The organism is Dyella humicola (genome assembly GCF_026283945.1).
GTDB lineage: Bacteria > Pseudomonadota > Gammaproteobacteria > Xanthomonadales > Rhodanobacteraceae > Dyella > Dyella humicola.
This window is the reverse complement of sequence record NZ_JAPDPC010000001.1, coordinates 1,242,075-1,258,874: the sequence shown is the minus strand read 5'-3', so window position 1 is coordinate 1,258,874 and position 16,800 is coordinate 1,242,075. Positions and strand designations below refer to the sequence as shown.

At 64.6% G+C, this 16,800-nt stretch carries 15 protein-coding genes; 3 read left to right on the top strand and 12 right to left on the bottom strand.

Features of this window, described 5'->3' with window-relative positions; translation table 11 throughout:
- Positions 1–211 precede the first annotated feature (211 nt).
- The 3 genes from OUZ30_RS05440 to OUZ30_RS05430 form a co-directional block, all read right to left on the bottom strand.
- Complete coding sequence (locus tag OUZ30_RS05440; protein WP_266181179.1) at positions 212–514, bottom strand: hypothetical protein; 303 nt, start codon at positions 512–514, stop codon at positions 212–214.
- 509 nt (positions 515–1,023) lie between these two features.
- Entirely contained in the window at positions 1,024–1,683 is a 660-nt protein-coding gene (locus OUZ30_RS05435; RefSeq protein WP_266181178.1) for an NrsF family protein, read from the bottom strand.
- Between the two features lie 5 nt (positions 1,684–1,688).
- Positions 1,689–2,213: an RNA polymerase sigma factor gene (locus OUZ30_RS05430; RefSeq protein ID WP_266183106.1), complete on the bottom strand. Its 525-nt coding sequence runs from the start codon at positions 2,211–2,213 to the stop codon at positions 1,689–1,691.
- 343 nt (positions 2,214–2,556) lie between these two features.
- On the opposite strand from OUZ30_RS05430, the gene OUZ30_RS05425 reads away from it, so the two are divergent.
- Both OUZ30_RS05425 and msrB read left to right on the top strand, forming a co-directional pair.
- Positions 2,557–4,278 (top strand): cytochrome c biogenesis protein DipZ, encoded by a 1,722-nt coding sequence (locus OUZ30_RS05425; RefSeq protein ID WP_266181176.1) that lies wholly within the window; start codon positions 2,557–2,559, stop codon positions 4,276–4,278.
- A gap of 29 nt (positions 4,279–4,307) precedes the next feature.
- On the top strand, positions 4,308–4,931 hold the full coding sequence (gene msrB / locus OUZ30_RS05420) for a peptide-methionine (R)-S-oxide reductase MsrB (protein WP_266181175.1): 624 nt from the start codon (positions 4,308–4,310) through the stop codon (positions 4,929–4,931).
- A gap of 6 nt (positions 4,932–4,937) precedes the next feature.
- Here msrB and nadD read toward each other — a convergent pair whose 3' ends face one another.
- The 8 genes from nadD to OUZ30_RS05380 all read right to left on the bottom strand — a co-directional run bounded on the left by nadD (position 4,938) and on the right by OUZ30_RS05380 (position 13,396).
- Entirely contained in the window at positions 4,938–5,579 is a 642-nt protein-coding gene (nadD, locus tag OUZ30_RS05415; RefSeq protein WP_266181174.1) for a nicotinate-nucleotide adenylyltransferase, read from the bottom strand.
- Complete coding sequence (holA, locus tag OUZ30_RS05410) at positions 5,576–6,586, bottom strand: DNA polymerase III subunit delta (RefSeq protein ID WP_266181173.1); 1,011 nt, start codon at positions 6,584–6,586, stop codon at positions 5,576–5,578. Before holA ends, nadD begins: the two co-directional genes overlap by 4 nt.
- A gap of 20 nt (positions 6,587–6,606) precedes the next feature.
- Positions 6,607–7,158, bottom strand: a complete 552-nt coding sequence (locus tag OUZ30_RS05405; protein WP_266181172.1) for an LPS-assembly lipoprotein LptE — start codon at positions 7,156–7,158, stop codon at positions 6,607–6,609.
- A gap of 5 nt (positions 7,159–7,163) precedes the next feature.
- On the bottom strand, positions 7,164–9,923 hold the full coding sequence (gene leuS / locus OUZ30_RS05400) for a leucine--tRNA ligase (protein ID WP_266181171.1): 2,760 nt from the start codon (positions 9,921–9,923) through the stop codon (positions 7,164–7,166).
- A gap of 84 nt (positions 9,924–10,007) precedes the next feature.
- Positions 10,008–10,631, bottom strand: a complete 624-nt coding sequence (locus OUZ30_RS05395) for a PqiC family protein (RefSeq protein ID WP_266181170.1) — start codon at positions 10,629–10,631, stop codon at positions 10,008–10,010.
- Positions 10,628–12,313 carry a PqiB family protein gene (locus OUZ30_RS05390; protein ID WP_266181169.1) on the bottom strand — a complete coding sequence of 562 codons (1,686 nt, stop codon included), beginning with the start codon at positions 12,311–12,313 and terminating at the stop codon, positions 10,628–10,630. The genes OUZ30_RS05395 and OUZ30_RS05390 overlap by 4 nt, the downstream gene beginning before the upstream one ends.
- Positions 12,306–12,929: a paraquat-inducible protein A gene (locus OUZ30_RS05385; RefSeq protein ID WP_266181168.1), complete on the bottom strand. Its 624-nt coding sequence runs from the start codon at positions 12,927–12,929 to the stop codon at positions 12,306–12,308. Before OUZ30_RS05385 ends, OUZ30_RS05390 begins: the two co-directional genes overlap by 8 nt.
- Positions 12,926–13,396 (bottom strand): paraquat-inducible protein A, encoded by a 471-nt coding sequence (locus tag OUZ30_RS05380; RefSeq protein ID WP_345781037.1) that lies wholly within the window; start codon positions 13,394–13,396, stop codon positions 12,926–12,928. Before OUZ30_RS05380 ends, OUZ30_RS05385 begins: the two co-directional genes overlap by 4 nt.
- Positions 13,397–13,721: 325 nt before the next feature.
- Between OUZ30_RS05380 and trxA the strand changes: the two genes are divergently transcribed.
- Complete coding sequence (gene trxA, locus OUZ30_RS05375) at positions 13,722–14,594, top strand: thioredoxin (protein WP_266181166.1); 873 nt, start codon at positions 13,722–13,724, stop codon at positions 14,592–14,594.
- Positions 14,595–14,666: 72 nt separating this feature from the next.
- Here the strand turns inward: trxA and OUZ30_RS05370 are convergent, their stop codons facing one another.
- Positions 14,667–16,661: an alpha/beta hydrolase family protein gene (locus OUZ30_RS05370; RefSeq protein WP_266181165.1), complete on the bottom strand. Its 1,995-nt coding sequence runs from the start codon at positions 16,659–16,661 to the stop codon at positions 14,667–14,669.
- Between the last annotated feature and the right edge of the window lie 139 nt (positions 16,662–16,800).

Here is a 16,800-nt window from a genome sequence, read left to right as displayed (position 1 = left end):
GGGATGGCGCGGGGGCAGTATAACGCCCTGGCCTGAAGGCTACGTCAAGCCAGGCGCCAGCCGGCGCCGGCACGCCCCACCCCGGAACACACGCGTCCGTCGCACACAAAGAGGGCATGGTGTTCACCCCGCGGCATGCCGCGGCGTGCTGCACCATGCCCTCGACGGCTCGATCCTTACGACAGGCGAGCCGGTTCAATCACGGCCGACCTCAACCACCACTGGCGGGTGGGGTGGCGGCGTCCTTCTTGGGAGCGCTGTGCTTCTTGTGATGGGTGCTCTTGGTTTCGGTGGCGGATTTTGGCTCTTCCGCAGTGCTCTTCATCGCATCGCTGGATGATTTCATGGCATCCGAACTGGACTTCATCGCATCCGAACTGGACTTCATCGCGTCCTTGCTGGCGTCCGTCGCAGACTGCGGCGGGGGCGTGTTCTGCGCCATGACAGGCGACATGGCCACGCCGAAGGCGACGGCAGTCGCGAGGGCGAGTACGGTGTAACGGGATACTTTCATGGGTACATATCTCCTGAATTGGTGGGGTAACCGTGCGACATCGCCGCACTTCCATGGAGCTACCGTTGCCGTCCATCCCGAGCGGCATCGGCGATCCGGTACCGAGTTCGTCGGTTCCGGCCACGCCACATCAGCAGTCCTGCCCGATGCGAACGGTTCGTCCCTGATCCGTGAATCCACCTCCGCCGAGCGCGCCCCGCCTGCAACCGCACCCGTCTACGGGACAAGGTTATACCTGTGCGTGGCGTAGGGATGTGACCCGACGAGACGGCTGTTCAGCGTCAATATCAACAGGCGAGAGGCTCGACTTTGGGATTGCTGCGCTGCCCACCGGGATTGCCTGCCTGCACCTAGTCGCGCGCCATCGGGCCAGTCTCATGATCCGCCAGACTCCAGGGCGGTGCGCAGCGGCGATTGCAGGGACTGATCGCGCGGCTATGTCGCATTGCACCACCCTTCTGGAGAGGCTCGACTTCCCCATGCCCGCGGGCTTGATGCCCGGGCGGTGGTTACTTCAGCGCGGGCTGCAGCAGGCGACCACCCATGGCGGCATTGGCGGCGACCACCATGGCCACTGCCAAGGCATGCATCATCAGGTCAGTCGCGGCGGCATCGAAGGCGTGGCAGATCTCCAGCAAGCTGGCCGAAGCCGCCGCACTGGCCAGGCCGATCATCACCGCCGTCAGCACGGGCCTTAGGGGACAGGCTCGCCGCAGCAGCCAGATCAACAACACCGAAAGTGGTACCGAGAAACTGATAATGAAGACGAGGCAGTCATTCGCTTCGTGCAGGCTGGCAATGTGGGTGGCCGGGGCCACCCATACACGCAGGCAACCCACGCCGCTCGCGCCGATCCACAGCAACAAGCCCGGTAGCGGAAGCCAGGCCCAGCGCGCCGGACGCCCTGGCACACCAAGCGAGAACGCCGCCCACGCCGCGCACACGGCCGTCACGGCCGCCCCGATGCCGGCCAAGGCGATATCAGGCTGGCCGCTCCAGCGCTGAAGCATGTGGGTAATACCGTAGTGCGCCAGCAGCCACGCCGCGATCGCCGCTACCGCCAGCAACCAGCCAAGCGTGCGCAGCCACGGCGACGGCAGGCGTCGCACCGGCGTGAGCTGTTCGCCCAGTGACTGGATCAGTGACTCCGTGAGTCGCGGCTCGGACATGATGCTCAGGGGTCTCCATGGAAACGGGTACGTAGCGCCTTCAAGGCGCGGTGCAGATTCACTTTAAGCGCACCGGGCTGGCGACCCGTATGCTCCGCCGCTTCGGCCAGGCTGTGCTCCTTCAGACCGAGCTGCTCGATGGCCTCGCGCTGCCCCGGCGGCAACGTCGCGATGGCCTCGCGCAGACGGCGCGCGTCCTGGTCGCGCTCGGTCGCGGCGGTGGCATCATCCACGCCGGGGTGCACCTCCACCGCGCGCTCGTCGTGAAGCTCGTGCCGGCCGCGGCGGCCGTGGCTGCGCAAGGTATCGATCGCACGGCGGCTGGCGATGGCACTGAGCCAGGCGTCGTAGGAGCGGCTGGGGTCATAGGTGTGACGAACGCGATGCACGGTCAACAAGGTCTCCTGCACCACGTCATCGAGCGTGTCCACCGCCACGCCCCGGCGCCGCGCCGCGGCGCGGATCAACGGCACCGAACTCGCCAGCACGCGCTCATAGGCACGCTTATCGCCATCCTGGGCTGCTGCCATCCACGCTGCCCGCTGCCGCTCCGGCGATTCGCTGGCAATGGGGGTGTCGTCAGTCACGGCAGGATCGATCCTTGCCCAGGTGGGAAGGACGCTATCTAGACCTGACGCGGCGGCGATGGTCAAGCCGTGCGGCATGCTTGTCTCACTGGAAGGGCATGCACAAACCTTCGCTGCAGCGGCTTGAACGGTTACCTCGACGGACGATTCAGGCGACGAAAGCGTTTGACTCAGGCCTGTTGGTGGAGGCTGGCTTCCGGCGGCGGTTGGGATAACCATCGGTGCCAGGTAACCGCAACCCCGGTCGCACCGAATAACCAGTCAAACCACCTGGAGCCACTGCCCCATGCTCGTGCTGATCCTCGCCTATCTCGGCGGCGTACTGACCATTCTCAGCCCGTGCATCCTGCCGGTATTGCCCTTCGTGTTCGCACGGGCCGACCGGCCGTTCGCACGTAATGGCCTGCCGATGCTGTTAGGCATGGCGCTTACCTTTGCCCTGGTCGCCACTTTGGCGGCGGTAGGCGGTGGCTGGGCCATTCGGGCCAATCAATACGGCCGCATCATCGCCATGGTCGTGCTTGCCGTACTCGGCGTGACCCTGCTTTCGAGCCATCTGGCCGAGTGGATCAGTCGGCCGTTCGTGGCGCTGGGCAACAGGCTCACGCAGCGCGCGGATACCGAGGGTGATTCGGCATGGTCGGCTGCTGGCCTCGGCGTGGCCACCGGCCTGCTGTGGGCGCCTTGCGCGGGGCCGATCCTCGGCCTGCTGCTGACTGGCGCGGCGCTCAACGGCGCCAGCGTCCAGACCACCTTGTTGCTGCTTACCTATGCCGCCGGCGCAGCAACGTCACTGGCTTTGGCTCTAGTGATCGGGGGGCGCGTATTTGGACTGATGAAGCGATCGCTGGGCGCGGGCGAATGGGTGCGTCGCGCACTCGGCGTGCTCGTCCTGATTGGCGTGGCCGTGATCGCGATGGGCATGGACACCGGCCTGCTGACGCGCGTGTCACTGGCCAGTACGGGAAGCATCGAGCAGAAGCTGATCGACGCAGTGCGCCCCACGCCGCCACCCCAGCCGATCGTGAAGGCTGGCGAGCCGCTGCCCGTGGAAGGCGAGCTTCCTGCGCTGACGGGCGCCACGCAATGGCTCAACAGCCCGCCACTGACGGCGCAGTCGCTGCGCGGGAAGGTGGTGCTAGTCGACTTCTGGACGTACTCCTGCATCAACTGCATCCGTTCCCTGCCCTACACGCGCGCCTGGGCCGACAAGTACAAAGACCATGGCCTGGTCGTGATCGGTGTGCACGCGCCCGAATTTGCCTTCGAGAAGGAGCCGCAAAACGTCATCAAGGCGGTGAAGGATCTGGCTGTCGATTACCCGGTGGCGCTGGATAACAACTACGCCATCTGGAAAGGCTTCAGTAACGAATACTGGCCGGCGCATTACTTCATCGATACGCAGGGCCAGATCCGCCATCACCATTTCGGCGAGGGCGAATATGAGCAAAGCGAAGACGTGATCCGCCAGTTGCTCACCGAAGCCGGACAAAAGAACCTGCCGGGCGGTTACGTGCAACCGGGTGCCCAGGGCGCGGAAGCCGCCGGTTCGGGCGATGCGCAGCGCTCGCCGGAAACCTATGTCGGCTACGCCCGCGCGGAGAACTTCGCAGGTGGCCAGGTGGCGCATGACGATGCCTGGAATTACCACGCGCCGACCAACTTGATGGCCAACCAGTGGGCCTTTGATGGACGCTGGACCGTACGCGACGAAAACGCGCAGCTCGATAAAGCGAACGGCAGCATCGTCTATCGCTTCCGCGGTCGCGACCTGCATCTGGTGCTCGGCCCGGCCAGTGATGGCAAGCCGGTGCGCTTCCGCGTGCTGATCGACGGCAAGGCGCCAGGCGCCGATCACGGCATGGATACCGACGCTGACGGCAACGGCACCATCACGGCGCAGCGCCTTTACCAACTCGTGCGGCAAGCCAATGGCAGCGGTGAACGCACTTTTGAAATCACCTTCCTCGACCCGGGTGTACAGGCCTACGCCTTTACCTTCGGTTGATCCTTTTTATTGATGTGTTGGAGGTAGTCATGTCCCGCACTCGGGATCTCGTGAAACCCGAACGCCGTCGCTTTCTGCGTACGGCGCTAACGGGAGGCGCCATCCTGGCGATCGGCGCCCCGCTGCTGCCGCGCCTGCTCGGAAGCGGCGCGGCCCCAGGTACAGCCATGGCCGCAACGCCGGCAGCACAGGGCAAGGACATGCTGCTCGAATGTTTCGCCGATGACGGGCACCATCTCGGCCCCTGCCATGTACGCAAGCTCGTGCTCACCGATGCGCAGTGGCACGAGCGTCTGCCGGATGATGCGTACTACGTGATGCGCCGCGCCGGTACGGAGCGCGCTTTCAGCGGGGCGCACGAGAAGCCGCCGGTGCCCGGCCTTTACCGCTGCCCGGCATGCGACACGGCGTTGTTCGACGCCGCTACACAGTTCGACTCAGGCACCGGCTGGCCCAGCTTCTGGCAACCGATCGCCAAAGCCAACGTCATCGAATTTCGCGACAGCAGCTTCGGCTGGGAACGCACCACCGTCAGTTGCGCCGGCTGCGACAGTCATCTCGGGCATGTATTCGATGATGGCCCGCGGCCGACGGGACTGCGCTATTGCATGAACTCGGTGGCGCTGCGATTCATTCCACGCGGCAGCGCCTGAAGATCGCTACCGTTGGCGGTACGGCGCCAGCACCGCGGGGTCATCGAACAGGCCGCAGGGCAACAGGTAACGCGGATCGCGCCCGGCCGCCAGCAGCTCGCGAATGCGCGTGGCCGAAATTTCCAGCGGCGTCACGGCAAGCTCGATGAGCTTGCCGGCCGGCCATGCACGCAATGCGGCAGCATCGGCGACCAGACGCGGGGCCACTTCAGCCTCAAGCTCAACGGGCACCGCCGCTTCCACGCCGGGACGACTGAGTACGCCGATATGCGCCACATCAAACAGCTCACGCCAGCGGTGCCACGTCGGCAGACCTGCGAACGCATCGGCACCGATCAGCAAGACCAGCGGACGATCACCATGTTCCGCGCGCAATTCGGTCAGCGTGTCGATGGTGTAGGACGGGCCGCTGCGTTCCAGCTCGCGCGTGTCCAGGGTAAGGCGCGACTGCTCTTGCAACGCGGCACGCAACATCGCTGCGCGTTGCGGCGCATTGGCGATCGGCGCCGGTCGATGCGGCGGCACACTGGCCGGCATCAAACGCACGTCGGCATCGAGTAATTCGGCAGCTTCCCACGCCACGCTGAGATGCCCCAGATGTACAGGATCGAAGGTGCCACCGAAGATGGCCAACGGGCGCACGTTCATTCCAGCGCCTGCGCCGCCCGCGGCTCGGCGATGGCGGCGATAAGACGCTCCGCCTCCAGCCATGGGTTGCCCTGCTCGCGCCCCTTGGCCATGCGGTCGATGCGGGCAGCGCGCGCCAGGCATTGCAGCCAGTGCTCCCGTGGCGCGCGGCGCAACGCCTTGCGAAACAACTGCTCGCGTGCCGGCCACAGGCGCTCGGCACGGGCCTGCGCAGCGAAGTCGCGCGCATTCGCCAGGCGCAGGGCAAGCTGCAACTGATTCACCAGCCAGCCCATCAGGGCGATCAGCTCATCGCCTTCGGCGTGCAGGCCGGCAAGGATACGCAAGGCTCGCCCGCCATCACCCGCGAAGGCGGCATCGGTGAGTTTGAAAGCGTCGTAACGTGCGCTGTCGGCGACGAGGTTTTCCATCTCTTGTGCATCAATCTTGCCCTGGCCATGCAGCACGACCAGCTTGTCGATCTCTTGCGCCGCAGCGAGCAGATTACCTTCCACGCGCTCAGCCAACAGCGCCGCAGCATCCGGCGTGGCGGACAGGCCGCGTGACGCCAGACGCGCGCCAATCCAGGAACCCCATTCGTTCGGGCGCGGCGCATTGAACACGACCAGGGCGCCGGCAGCGTCCAGGTTCTTGGTCCAAGCACCTTCGTGCTTGTTGCTCCAGTCGGTCGCCGTGATCAACAGGGTGACGTCCGGCGGCGGATCGGCGCAGAACGCGTTGATGGCCTTGGCGCCCTCGGTGCCGGGCCGCCCGGTGGGCAGGCGCAGATCCAGCAGACGCCGCGTGGCGAACAGGGACATGCCCGCTGCCGCACGCGCCAGGTCGTCCCAGTCGAAATGATTGCCGACGTCCAGCACCTCGCGCTCGTTATAGCCGAGCTTGCGCGCCTGGGCGCGCAGCGCGTCCGCCGCTTCGAGCACCAGCAATTCCTCGCCGGCCAGCAGATAGACCGGACGCAGGCTGTCCGCCGCCAGCGACTTCTGCCATTGAGCGGCATTGAGCGGCATATCAGGCAGGCTCTCTTCGCTTAGTTCGTACTGGACGCCGACGCCGGCGCGGCCGCATCGGTGGCGACCTGACCCGGATGCTTGGTGGCAGCCTGCAGTCGGAACAGGATGGCCTGGACCATGTCGTCGTTGAGGCTGTCCTGGATCGCCTGGACCTGGGCGGTGGTACCGATGGTATTGGTCGCGTCGTAGCTGAATTCGCGCTGCATATCGATGCGCTGACGCGGCACCAGCGGCTGGCCGGTTCCGTCGTGCACCTCAAATTCGACGTGGTAGCGCACGGTGTATTCGGTGACTCGCGCCAGACCGCTGACCGTCAACGTATCGGTGCTGAACGATGCCACCGGTATGCTCAGTTCAGCGATGCCGGTGCCCGGCTTGTCTTGCACGGTGACGCCTGAGCCCTCAAGGGCGCGCGTCATGTTCAAGCGCAGATTGCCACCACCATTGACCGTCAAATGGAGCTGCTGCATCGATGGCGGCAGTGCCGCGCTCTGGCGCAGATGGAACCCGCACGCTGCCAGGGAAATGGTGAACATCAACAGCAGCGAAGCTTTGAACAGACGGGTCATGGATTTCATCCTGCGACGATGTTGACGATCTTGCCGGGAACCACGATCACTTTGCGAACGGTCTGGCCTTCCAGGAAGGCGACTACCTGGGGGTGTGCACGGGCCAACGCTTCGGCCTCTTCCTTCGATGCATGGGCGGCCACCTCGATGGTACCGCGCAATTTGCCATTGACCTGCACGGCCAGGGTCAGCGATTCGCGCACCAGCGCGGCGCTGTCGGCCAGCGGCCAGGGCTGGTCTTCCAGCACCGACTCGGCATGTCCCAGCACCTGCCACAGTGTATGGCTGACATGCGGCACAACCGGGTTGAGCAGGAGAACCATTGCTTCCAGCGCCTCATGGCGCACGGCACGGCCCTGCTCGCTCTGGTCGTTGAACTTGTTCAGCGCGTTGAGCAGTTCCATCAGCGCGGCAATCGCCGTGTTGAACGAGTGACGGCGGCCTAGATCGTCGGTGACTTTCTGGATGGTCTCGTGCACCTGGCGGCGCAGCGTCTTCTGGCCGGCATCCAACTGCGACGGATCAACCACCGGATGATCCGGCATGGCTGCATGCGTAGTCACTTCGCGCCAGAAGCGGCGCAGGAAGCGCGCCATACCTTCGACACCGGCCTCGCTCCACTCCAGCGACTGCTCCGGCGGGGCCGCGAACATGGAGAACAGGCGCACCGTATCGGCGCCAAACTTGTCCACCATCGCCTGCGGGTCGATGCCGTTGTTCTTGGACTTGGACATCTTCTCGGTGCCGCCGATCTTCACCGGCTGGCCATCGCTCTTGAGCACGGCACCGATCACGCGCGCCTTCTCGTCGCGCTGGATCTCGACGTCGGCCGGGTTGATCCAGTCCTTGGAGCCGTCGGCGCTGTCTCGATAGAACGTCTCGGCAATCACCATGCCCTGGCACAGCAGGTTGGTGGCCGGTTCGTCCGCCTTTACCAGGCCCGCGTCACGCATGAGCTTGTGATAGAAGCGGAAGTACAGCAGATGCAGGATGGCGTGCTCGATGCCGCCGATGTACTGATCCACCGGCAGCCAGTAGTTGGCGCGCTCATCGACCTGATCGCTGGCACCCGGGCTGGTGTAGCGCGCGTAGTACCAGCTCGACTCCATGAAGGTGTCGAAGGTGTCGGTTTCGCGTTCGGCCGGACCACCGCACTGCGGGCAGGTGGTCTTACGCCACTCGGGGTCGGCCTTGATCGGCGACCGCACGCCGGAGAACGCCACGTTCTCCGGCAGCACCACCGGAAGCTGGTCTTCCGGTACCGGCACCGCGTCGCACTTGGCGCAATAGATCACCGGGATCGGGCAACCCCAGTAGCGCTGGCGGCTCACGCCCCAGTCGCGCAGGCGCCAGTTGACGCGGCGCAGGCCCGTGCCTTCGCGCTCGAAGCGGGCGGCCATGGCCTCGAAGGCTTGGGAGTAATCCATGCCGTCGAATTCGCCGGAGTTCACCAGGTAGCCGCGCTCGGTAAACGCGCTGTCCTGCTGGACGCTGGTCTCGAAATCCTCGATCAACTGCACCGCCGCCGAGGTTTCATAGGCGTCGACGCTGCCGCCACTCAAGGCGGCGCGCACGGGATCGGCGCCCACGCCCTTGGACAAGTCGTGCTGGATGGCCGCCACGGCATCGAGAACCGAGCGGTCCACCACGACCATCTTGATCGGCAGGCTGTACTTCCGGGCGAATTCCCAGTCGCGCTGGTCGTGACCGGGCACCGCCATCACCGCGCCGGTGCCGTAGCCCATCAGCACGAAGTTGGCCACCCACACCGGGATCGTTTCACCACTGATCGGATGGATGGCGAACAGGCCGGTATCCATGCCGCGCTTTTCCTGCGTCTCCAGCTCGGCTTCGGACACGCCGCCATGCTTGAGTTCGTCCAGGAAGGAAGCCAGCTTTTCGTTGCTCTTGGCCGCTTTCAGTGCCAGCGGATGCTCACCGGCGATGGAGACGAAGGTGACGCCCAGCAAGGTGTCCGGACGCGTGGTGAACACGGTCAACGGCTCGGCTTCGTCTTCCAGCTCGAAGTGGATTTCCAGGCCTTCGCTGCGACCGATCCAGTTGCGCTGCATGGTCTTCACGGCATCGGGCCAGCCCGGCAGCGTGTCCAGGCCGTCCAGCAATTCCTGCGCGTAGTCGGTGATCTTGAGGAACCACTGCGGAATCTCGCGCTTTTCCACCAGCGCGCCGGAGCGCCAGCCGCGGCCGTCGACCACCTGCTCGTTGGCCAGCACGGTCTGGTCGACCGGATCCCAGTTCACCACCGCATTCTTGCGGTAGGCCATGCCCTTTTTCATCAGCCGCGTGAACATCAACTGTTCCCAGCGGTAGTAGTCCGGGCGACAGGTGGCGAACTCGCGGGTCCAGTCATAGGCAAAGCCCATGCGTTGCAGCTGGCCACGCATGTGTTCGATATTCTGGTAGGTCCACTTGGCCGGCGCGGTCTTGTTCTTGATCGCGGCGTTTTCGGCGGGCAGGCCAAACGCGTCCCAGCCCATCGGCTGCAGCACGTTCTTGCCGTTCATGCGCTGGTAGCGGCTGATGACGTCGCCGATCGTGTAGTTGCGCACATGCCCCATGTGCAACGCACCCGAGGGGTACGGCAGCATGGAAAGGCAATAGAACTTGGGGCGCGAGGCGTCTTCCTTTACCTCGTAGGCGCGCTGTTCACGCCAGTAAAGCTGCGCGGCGGTTTCCACCGCCTGCGGCTGGTAACCCTGTTCGTTGCCCTGATCGTGGGAACCCTGATCTTGAATGTCCTGCATGTTTCCGGCGCCGTGTGCTTTGCTGGCAGGACCGGCCCTGGCCGATCACTGCGGGGGAACGCGGCAGACTAGCAGAATGCGGCCTCAGCCGGGCGGGCAAACCGGCTTGTTGCCGGCCGCCAGCGCCCCCGCTGCCGCGCCAATCTGGCCAGCCAAACGGGCAATGGCCCGCTGATGGCCCTGCACCAGGGCGTCAAAGCCGCTACCTACCGGCTCGCTGATGCGGCTGGTGCAGGCCAGCGGTTCGCCACCCTTGAGCGGACGCACGCTCCAGGCAGCGTCGATCAGGGCATAGCTCCCTGGCATCGAGTCGAACCGGCGCACGTCCAGCTTGATCCGCATGACCGGCTTGCTGCCGGCCGGCAGGCCGCTCACGTCCTGCGCGTTGAAGTCGCGCGCGAGGTCGGCTGACAACGCGCCACGCACCTCGTCGCCCAGCGGCGCGATCCAGCGTTCGCCCTGCAGCACCGCCACACTCTGGTCACCCTGGCGCACCACCAAGGGGGGCTGGTCGACCTGGGCCGGCACCGACACCGGCAACATTTCAAACTGGAACGCCGCGCCGGCCGAAGCACTGGACGGGGCCACCTCGGTGGCAGCCGGCGCTACCAGGGTGTAGAAACGCGTGGTCGGCGCCGAGCCGCATGCAGCAAGCACCAGCGTCAGCGCGGCGACTGTCGTCAGGTGCCGATATCCCAAACGAATCATGGCTTGCTCCCTTGTGTCGGTGCGCTGGGCGGCGCGACCTGGGCCGGCTGCGCCTGCAGCGGCTTGTCGGCGCGACGGCCGCGCAACAGCGCATCCGGATGGTCGCCCAGGTAATCGGTCAGTACGCGCAGCGAGCGCGCAGCGCGTTGCAGCTCCTGCAGGCTGCCGCCCAGGTTCTGCTGTAGCTGCGAATCGGGCGCGAACATGTTATTTGCATTGCCCAACGTCTGTTGTGCGCCCTGCAGGGTGGTTTTGACTTCCGGCAAGACGCTGGCATTGACCTGTTTGAGCGTCTTGTTGAGCTCACCCAGTGACTGATCCAGGTTCTTGCCGATGCTGTCGAACGGAATCTTGTGGATCTTGTCCACGATTTCCGCCAGCTGCTCCTGCAGCTTGTCGAAACTACCCGGCGTGGTCGGAATTTCCAGCGGCCGAGTGGTCGGGTCGTAGGCCGCCTTAGGTGCGTTCGACAGGAAGTCCATCGCGATGTAAAGCTGTCCGGTCAGCAGGTTGCCGGTGCGCGCCTGGGCGCGCAGGCCCTGGTCGATCAGCCGGCCCATCATCTGCGACATCTGCTCGTCGTCGCCGCGCGCCTTGGCCAGCGCCACCAGCTTGTCATGCGCGCGCCCAAGGCGCTGCGGATAGACCACGGCGCCCACGATCGTGGGGAAGGTCTGGGTTTTTTCGTCGAAGTCGAGATTGATTGACACCACCCGACCAAATGGCACGCCCAGGAATTCCACCGGTGCGTCCACCGCCAGCCCACGCAGCGACTGGCTGAAGCGCATGCGAATATATTTCGGCTCGCCATCCGGCGGCGCCATCGCGGTGGCGCGGTCGTTGAACAGGCGATAGGTGGCATTCTCATCGGCTGCCGTCGCGTCGTGCGGGCCGGCCGGGTCCTGGAACGCCACGCCACCTGCCAACACGGTCGCGAGCGATTGCGTATTGACCTTGAGGCCGTCCGCACCCAGCGAGACATCGATGCCGCTGGCGTTCCAGAAGCGCGTCGACTTGGTCACGAACTGGTCGTTCGGCTTCTCCACGAAGATCTGCAAGGTCACGCCCTTGCCGTCCTCGTCCAGATGGTAAGAAGACACGCGCCCCACCTGGATGCGGCGGTAGTAGATCGGCGAGCCGATATCCAAGGAGCCCAGGTCATCCGACTGCAGGTCAAAGGTCTTGCCCAAGGCGCCATGCGTGACCGGCGGAGGCGACTCCAGGCCGGTGAAATCGTCCTTGTACTCCTGCGACTCGCCGACGTCGGCACCAATGAACGGCCCCGATAGCAGGGTATCAATGCCCGATACGCCACCCAGACCGATGCGCGGGCGCACGACCCAAAAACGGGTGTCGGCGGTGGCAAAGCCCTGCGCGCTTTTTTCCAGCGCGATCTTGGCGACCACATGGGTGCGGTCCTGACCAAGGCGCACATTAGTGACGCGGCCGATGGTCACGTTCTTGTACTTCACTGGCGTCTTGCCCGGGTCCAGGCCCTCCGCGCTCTGGAAGCTGACGCTAATGGTCGGACCGGCCTGGGTCCACGCGTGGATAACCAATGACAGACCGACCAGCGCCGCCAGTACGGGCACCAGCCATACCAGGGAGGCGTTGATACGCGGCCGCTGTACGACGGGCTCGGGCAGGTCGTCGCCGGCAATCGGCTTGTTTTCGTCAGTCATCGAATTCCCTGCCATCCCAGATCAATCGCGGATCGAACGTCATTGAGGCGAACATGGTGAGTACCACCGTGAGGCCAAAGAACACTACGCCAGGCAACGGTTCCACCTGGCTGAAAAAACCAAACTGCACGAGCGCGGTAAGTAGCGCTACCACGAACACATCGAGCATCGACCAGTAGCCGATGAACTCCACGAGACGGAATAGCTTTGCCCGCTGCCGCTGCGCCCATTGGCTGCGACGGCGCGAACTGATCAACAGCAGGCCTAGCGCGAAGAACTTCAGTACAGGCACCACGATACTGGCGGTGAACACGATGACGGCAAGGTAAGGCGAGCCCTTCACCCATAATTCGACGACGCCGGTGAGTATCGTGTTGTCGTCCACGTCGCCCAGGCTCACGGTACGCGTGATCGGCAACAAGTTGGCGGGCAGGTAGACGAGGAACGCCGCGATCAGCAAGGCCCAGGTCTTCGAGTAGCTGGCCGACTTGCGTCTATGCAAGGCCGAGCCGCAGCGCGGGCAAGCGGCATCAGGGGCGCGGATGTCCCGGCACACCAGGCCGCACACATGGCAACCGATCAGGCCCAGGTCGCAGGCGCGTGGCAACGTGCTCATGCCGGGCGCTCCTCGGTGAGGTCCCAAAGCCGGCGCACGTCGATGCTGGAGAACGCCGTGATGATCAGCATCAGCACACCGTAGGCAAAGATGCCCGGGTTCGGAATCACGTCGAAATACATGTTCGCCTTGACGATGGCCACCAGGGTGCCGAGCACGAACACCTCACTCATCGTCCATGGCCCGATGCGATACAAGGTCACCATGGCCAGGCGAAAGCCCGGTGCGCGCCTTCCCGTGCGCGCAAACAGCAGCACCCAGCCCAGCAACAACATCTTGCCGATGGGAACGAAAAACAGTGTGCACGCGACGATCACGGCCACCACCTGGGTGTTGTCGCGCCACATCATCACGATGCAACCCCACAAGGTGGTGCTGATGAACTGCCCATTGAGCCCCAGGGTGACGATGGGCCAGATATTGGCCTGCACGAATGCGATCATGGCGGTCAGCACCAGGGCCAGCATGCCCCTCACCCCGATGCTGTGATGCCTAGCCAGGATGGCATCGCAACGGGCACACCGCGCCACTTCGCCCATGGCAAGCTCGCGCCGGTGGTAAACCGTGTCGCAGTGCTCGCAGATCCACAAGGTGGGCGGAGCGATTTTGGGTTTGACGCCTTGCACTGGCATGGTCATTCGGCCATTTTCGCAAATATCGATGCCCAGCGCAGATCGGGCTGCGCCTGCCTTATGTCCTAGCAGGAGCCCCCCGGTCCGCCGACAGCCTGCGCGCCCTTGATATGCTGGGCGATGCCCTGATCTGTGGGCGATCCGTCAACGGGAGTTCCCAGTGAGTGCCACGACCGCCCAGGCGCATACCTTTGAGGTACGCGAGGACAATTTCGAAGCCGAGGTGCTGCAAGCATCCCTGACCACGCCCATCCTGGTGGACTTCTGGGCAACCTGGTGCGGCCCCTGCAAGACGCTCGGGCCCATGCTGGAGAAGCTCGCCGCCGAGTACAACGGCGCGTTCCGGCTGGGCAAGGTCGACGTGGACGCGAACCAGCAGCTGGCGGGCATGTTCGGCATCCGCAGCATCCCCACCGTCATGCTGGTGAAGGACGGACAGATTCTCGACGGCTTCGCCGGCGCCCTGCCGGAAGGCCAGCTGCGTGAATTTCTCTCGCGCCACCAGGTGCAGCCGCTGGACGGCGCTGCGCTGGAAGACAGGACGGAAACGCAGGCCCCCGAATCGCCGGAAGAGGCCATCAACCGACTGCAGCAGGCCATCGCCGCTGCGCCGGACAACGCCGAACTGAAGCTGGATCTCGCACTGGCCCTGATGCGCGCCGGCCAGGCCGATGCCGCCCAGGCCGAACTCACCTCGCTACCCGCCAACCTCGCGACCGATGCCCGCGCCGTGCGCCTGCGCAGCCAGCTCGACCTCGCCCGCGCGCTGCAGGGCGCCCCTTCCCTGCCCGAGCTGCAGCAGCGCGTCCAGGCCGACGCCAACGATTGGGCCGCCCGCGACCTGCTCGGCGTGCGCCTGCTGTTGGAAGATGATGCTGCCGCCGGCCTGGATCAGTTCCTGGCGATCCTGGAGCGGGCGCGCGACTGGAACGAGGGGCAGGCGAAGAAGCGCCTGCTTGCTGCGTTCGCCACCCTGGATGATGCGGAGTTGGTGGGGCGCTACCGTCGGCGCATGGCGTCGCTGGTGTTCTGAACTAGCGGTGCCAGCACGGCACCACCAGAGCGTGGTGGTGCCGTGCCGAATCATCAGCTCATGGCTGGATGATCATGGCGAGCCGACGGCCGGTCCCGAACCCTGCCCGATGTTGCGATCGAGGAACTGGGTCACTCGCTGGAACAGCTCGGCCGTGTTGGCCTCATCGTAGAAGCCATGCGCCTCATTGGGCTTGTACAGCCACTCATGGGCGATGCCACGGCTCTGCAAGGCGGCATGCAGGTTCTGGCCGTGCTTGGGTGGCACGCGGTAGTCCTGACCACCCACGATCAGCATGACATTGGCCTTCAGCTTGTCGAGCTGATTGATCGGCGAGTGCGCAGCCAACTCGGCCGGGTCCGTGCCGAGCGTTGCGCGGAGATAGTTCTTGCCGGCGGTGCGGTCGGAAATATCGCCGTCGGTATACATCAGGCTCAGGTCGTAGACACCGACATAGCCGATGGCGCAACGATAGAGGTCGGGCTCCTTCACTGCGCCTTCCAGCGCCGCGTAGCCGCCGTAGCTGCCACCGAAAATGCAGACATGCCCCGCCGTGGTAATGCCCTGCGCGATTGCCCAGTGCGTGGCATCGGTGACGTCGTCCTGCATCTTGCCGCCCCACTCGCGGTAACCGGAATGCTCGAACTCAGTGCCGTAACCGCCCGAGCCGCGATAGTTCACCTGCAGCACGGCATACCCGTGCGTAGCGAGCATCTGTACGTAGGGGTCGTATTCCCAATGGTCTCGAATACCGAACGGACCACCATGGATAAACAGCACCAGCGGTAGATGTTTCGCCTGCTCCTTGCCGGGCGGCATGCTGAGATAACCATGCACGGTAAGGCCATCACGGGCCTTGAACTCCACCGGCTGCATCGCGGCCATCTGGCTTGGCTTGATCCACCCGGCGCGCTGCAACAGCGCGGTGGCCTTGCCGGTCGCCGTTTCCCAAAGATAGAACGTGCCCGGATCCATGTCGGAGGAGGCCAGCGCCATGGCCTTGCTGCCGTCCTTGGTGCTGGACACGATACGCACGCTTTCGCCAGGCAACTGGCGCGATAGTGCGCTGATTACCTTGATCGCATCTGCATCGGGAACGATCGCCTCGGCAGCCGGCGTCGATGGCATGGAGTAAACGCCCACCACATCGAGGTGATCAAGACTATGCACCAATCCCGTCATGTCGGCGCTGGCACTGCTCCAGACGGGCTCCTGCATCTTTTGCGTTGCAACGTCCCACGGGCAAAGCGCACTGACCTTGCCGGCCGCACCGCACGACATGTACACGACAAGGTTGTCCCGACTGAAGGCTTTCGGGTACGCGATCGTATGCTGCGAATCAGCCTGGAACAAAAGCGTCCAGGGTTTACCGTCTCCATCTCGGTAATAGACCTGGTCGTAACTATGGCTATCCACGCCCATGGCGAAGCGGACGACACCATGATGATCCACGACGAAGCTGGCGTTCCGCACGGGCGCCGTGGTCACCTGGTACTTGTTGCCTTCGCGTACATCCATCTTGTAGACATCGGTAAATGCGCCATCGGCGCCGGTGTCCCAGGGATGGACGCCGATCAGCACGTGATACGGGTCATCGTCCAGCTTGCTGATGAACTCCGCCCAGGCGCGCTCGGACTGCGCACGCTGCAGGTGGGTGGCGCTGCGATCACCCGTGCCGGCGCGATAACCAAACAGTAGCCCGGCTCCCGAGCCGTCGGCATTCACGCCAAATATCTCGCCGGTCAACTGGGGCCGATCGAAACCGGACACCTTGGTGCCTTCGATATAGAGCAGGCGGTGATCGTTGATCCACCAAAAATCGGCGACCTGATTACCTTCGCGCGGATGAATCACGCCGCCCTTGTGATTGGTCAGGTCGATCAACGCAAGCAGTGGCTTGCCGTCGACCACCGTGGTTGCCGCCAGGTACCGACCGTCATCGGAAATCTTCACTTGGCTGTATTGCACATGGCGCGCCAGGTCGGCGAACGACACGCTTTGCGCCGAAGCGGAACACGCCCACAGACAAAGCGCGCAACCCAATGCGCGCTTGAGCAGCTTTCTCATGAACTCCCCCATTTGAGCCCGGCGCCCCTCGCGCCGCCGCTTGCGCGGCAGTATAGGCGTGGAATATTGGGCCTGCGCAGGGGCATTGTCGGCCACTTGCACACGTGGGGAGCTCCCTCGGCCCGTTGGACGGGAACCG

Coding starts and splice junctions, on each gene's coding strand:
- OUZ30_RS05370 (WP_266181165.1), bottom strand. CDS start 16,661: ATGAGAAAGCTGCTCAAGCGCGCATTGGGTTGCGCGCTTTGTCTGTGG.
- OUZ30_RS05430 (WP_266183106.1), bottom strand. CDS start 2,213: ATGGCAGCAGCCCAGGATGGCGATAAGCGTGCCTATGAGCGCGTGCTG.
- OUZ30_RS05425 (WP_266181176.1), top strand. CDS start 2,557: ATGCTCGTGCTGATCCTCGCCTATCTCGGCGGCGTACTGACCATTCTC.
- OUZ30_RS05380 (WP_345781037.1), bottom strand. CDS start 13,396: ATGCTGGCCCTGGTGCTGACCGCCATGATCGCATTCGTGCAGGCCAAT.
- OUZ30_RS05405 (WP_266181172.1), bottom strand. CDS start 7,158: ATGACCCGTCTGTTCAAAGCTTCGCTGCTGTTGATGTTCACCATTTCC.
- OUZ30_RS05440 (WP_266181179.1), bottom strand. CDS start 514: ATGAAAGTATCCCGTTACACCGTACTCGCCCTCGCGACTGCCGTCGCC.
- OUZ30_RS05395 (WP_266181170.1), bottom strand. CDS start 10,631: ATGATTCGTTTGGGATATCGGCACCTGACGACAGTCGCCGCGCTGACG.
- msrB (WP_266181175.1), top strand. CDS start 4,308: ATGTCCCGCACTCGGGATCTCGTGAAACCCGAACGCCGTCGCTTTCTG.
- nadD (WP_266181174.1), bottom strand. CDS start 5,579: ATGAACGTGCGCCCGTTGGCCATCTTCGGTGGCACCTTCGATCCTGTA.
- holA (WP_266181173.1), bottom strand. CDS start 6,586: ATGCCGCTCAATGCCGCTCAATGGCAGAAGTCGCTGGCGGCGGACAGC.
- OUZ30_RS05390 (WP_266181169.1), bottom strand. CDS start 12,313: ATGACTGACGAAAACAAGCCGATTGCCGGCGACGACCTGCCCGAGCCC.
- OUZ30_RS05385 (WP_266181168.1), bottom strand. CDS start 12,929: ATGAGCACGTTGCCACGCGCCTGCGACCTGGGCCTGATCGGTTGCCAT.
- OUZ30_RS05435 (WP_266181178.1), bottom strand. CDS start 1,683: ATGTCCGAGCCGCGACTCACGGAGTCACTGATCCAGTCACTGGGCGAA.
- leuS (WP_266181171.1), bottom strand. CDS start 9,923: ATGCAGGACATTCAAGATCAGGGTTCCCACGATCAGGGCAACGAACAG.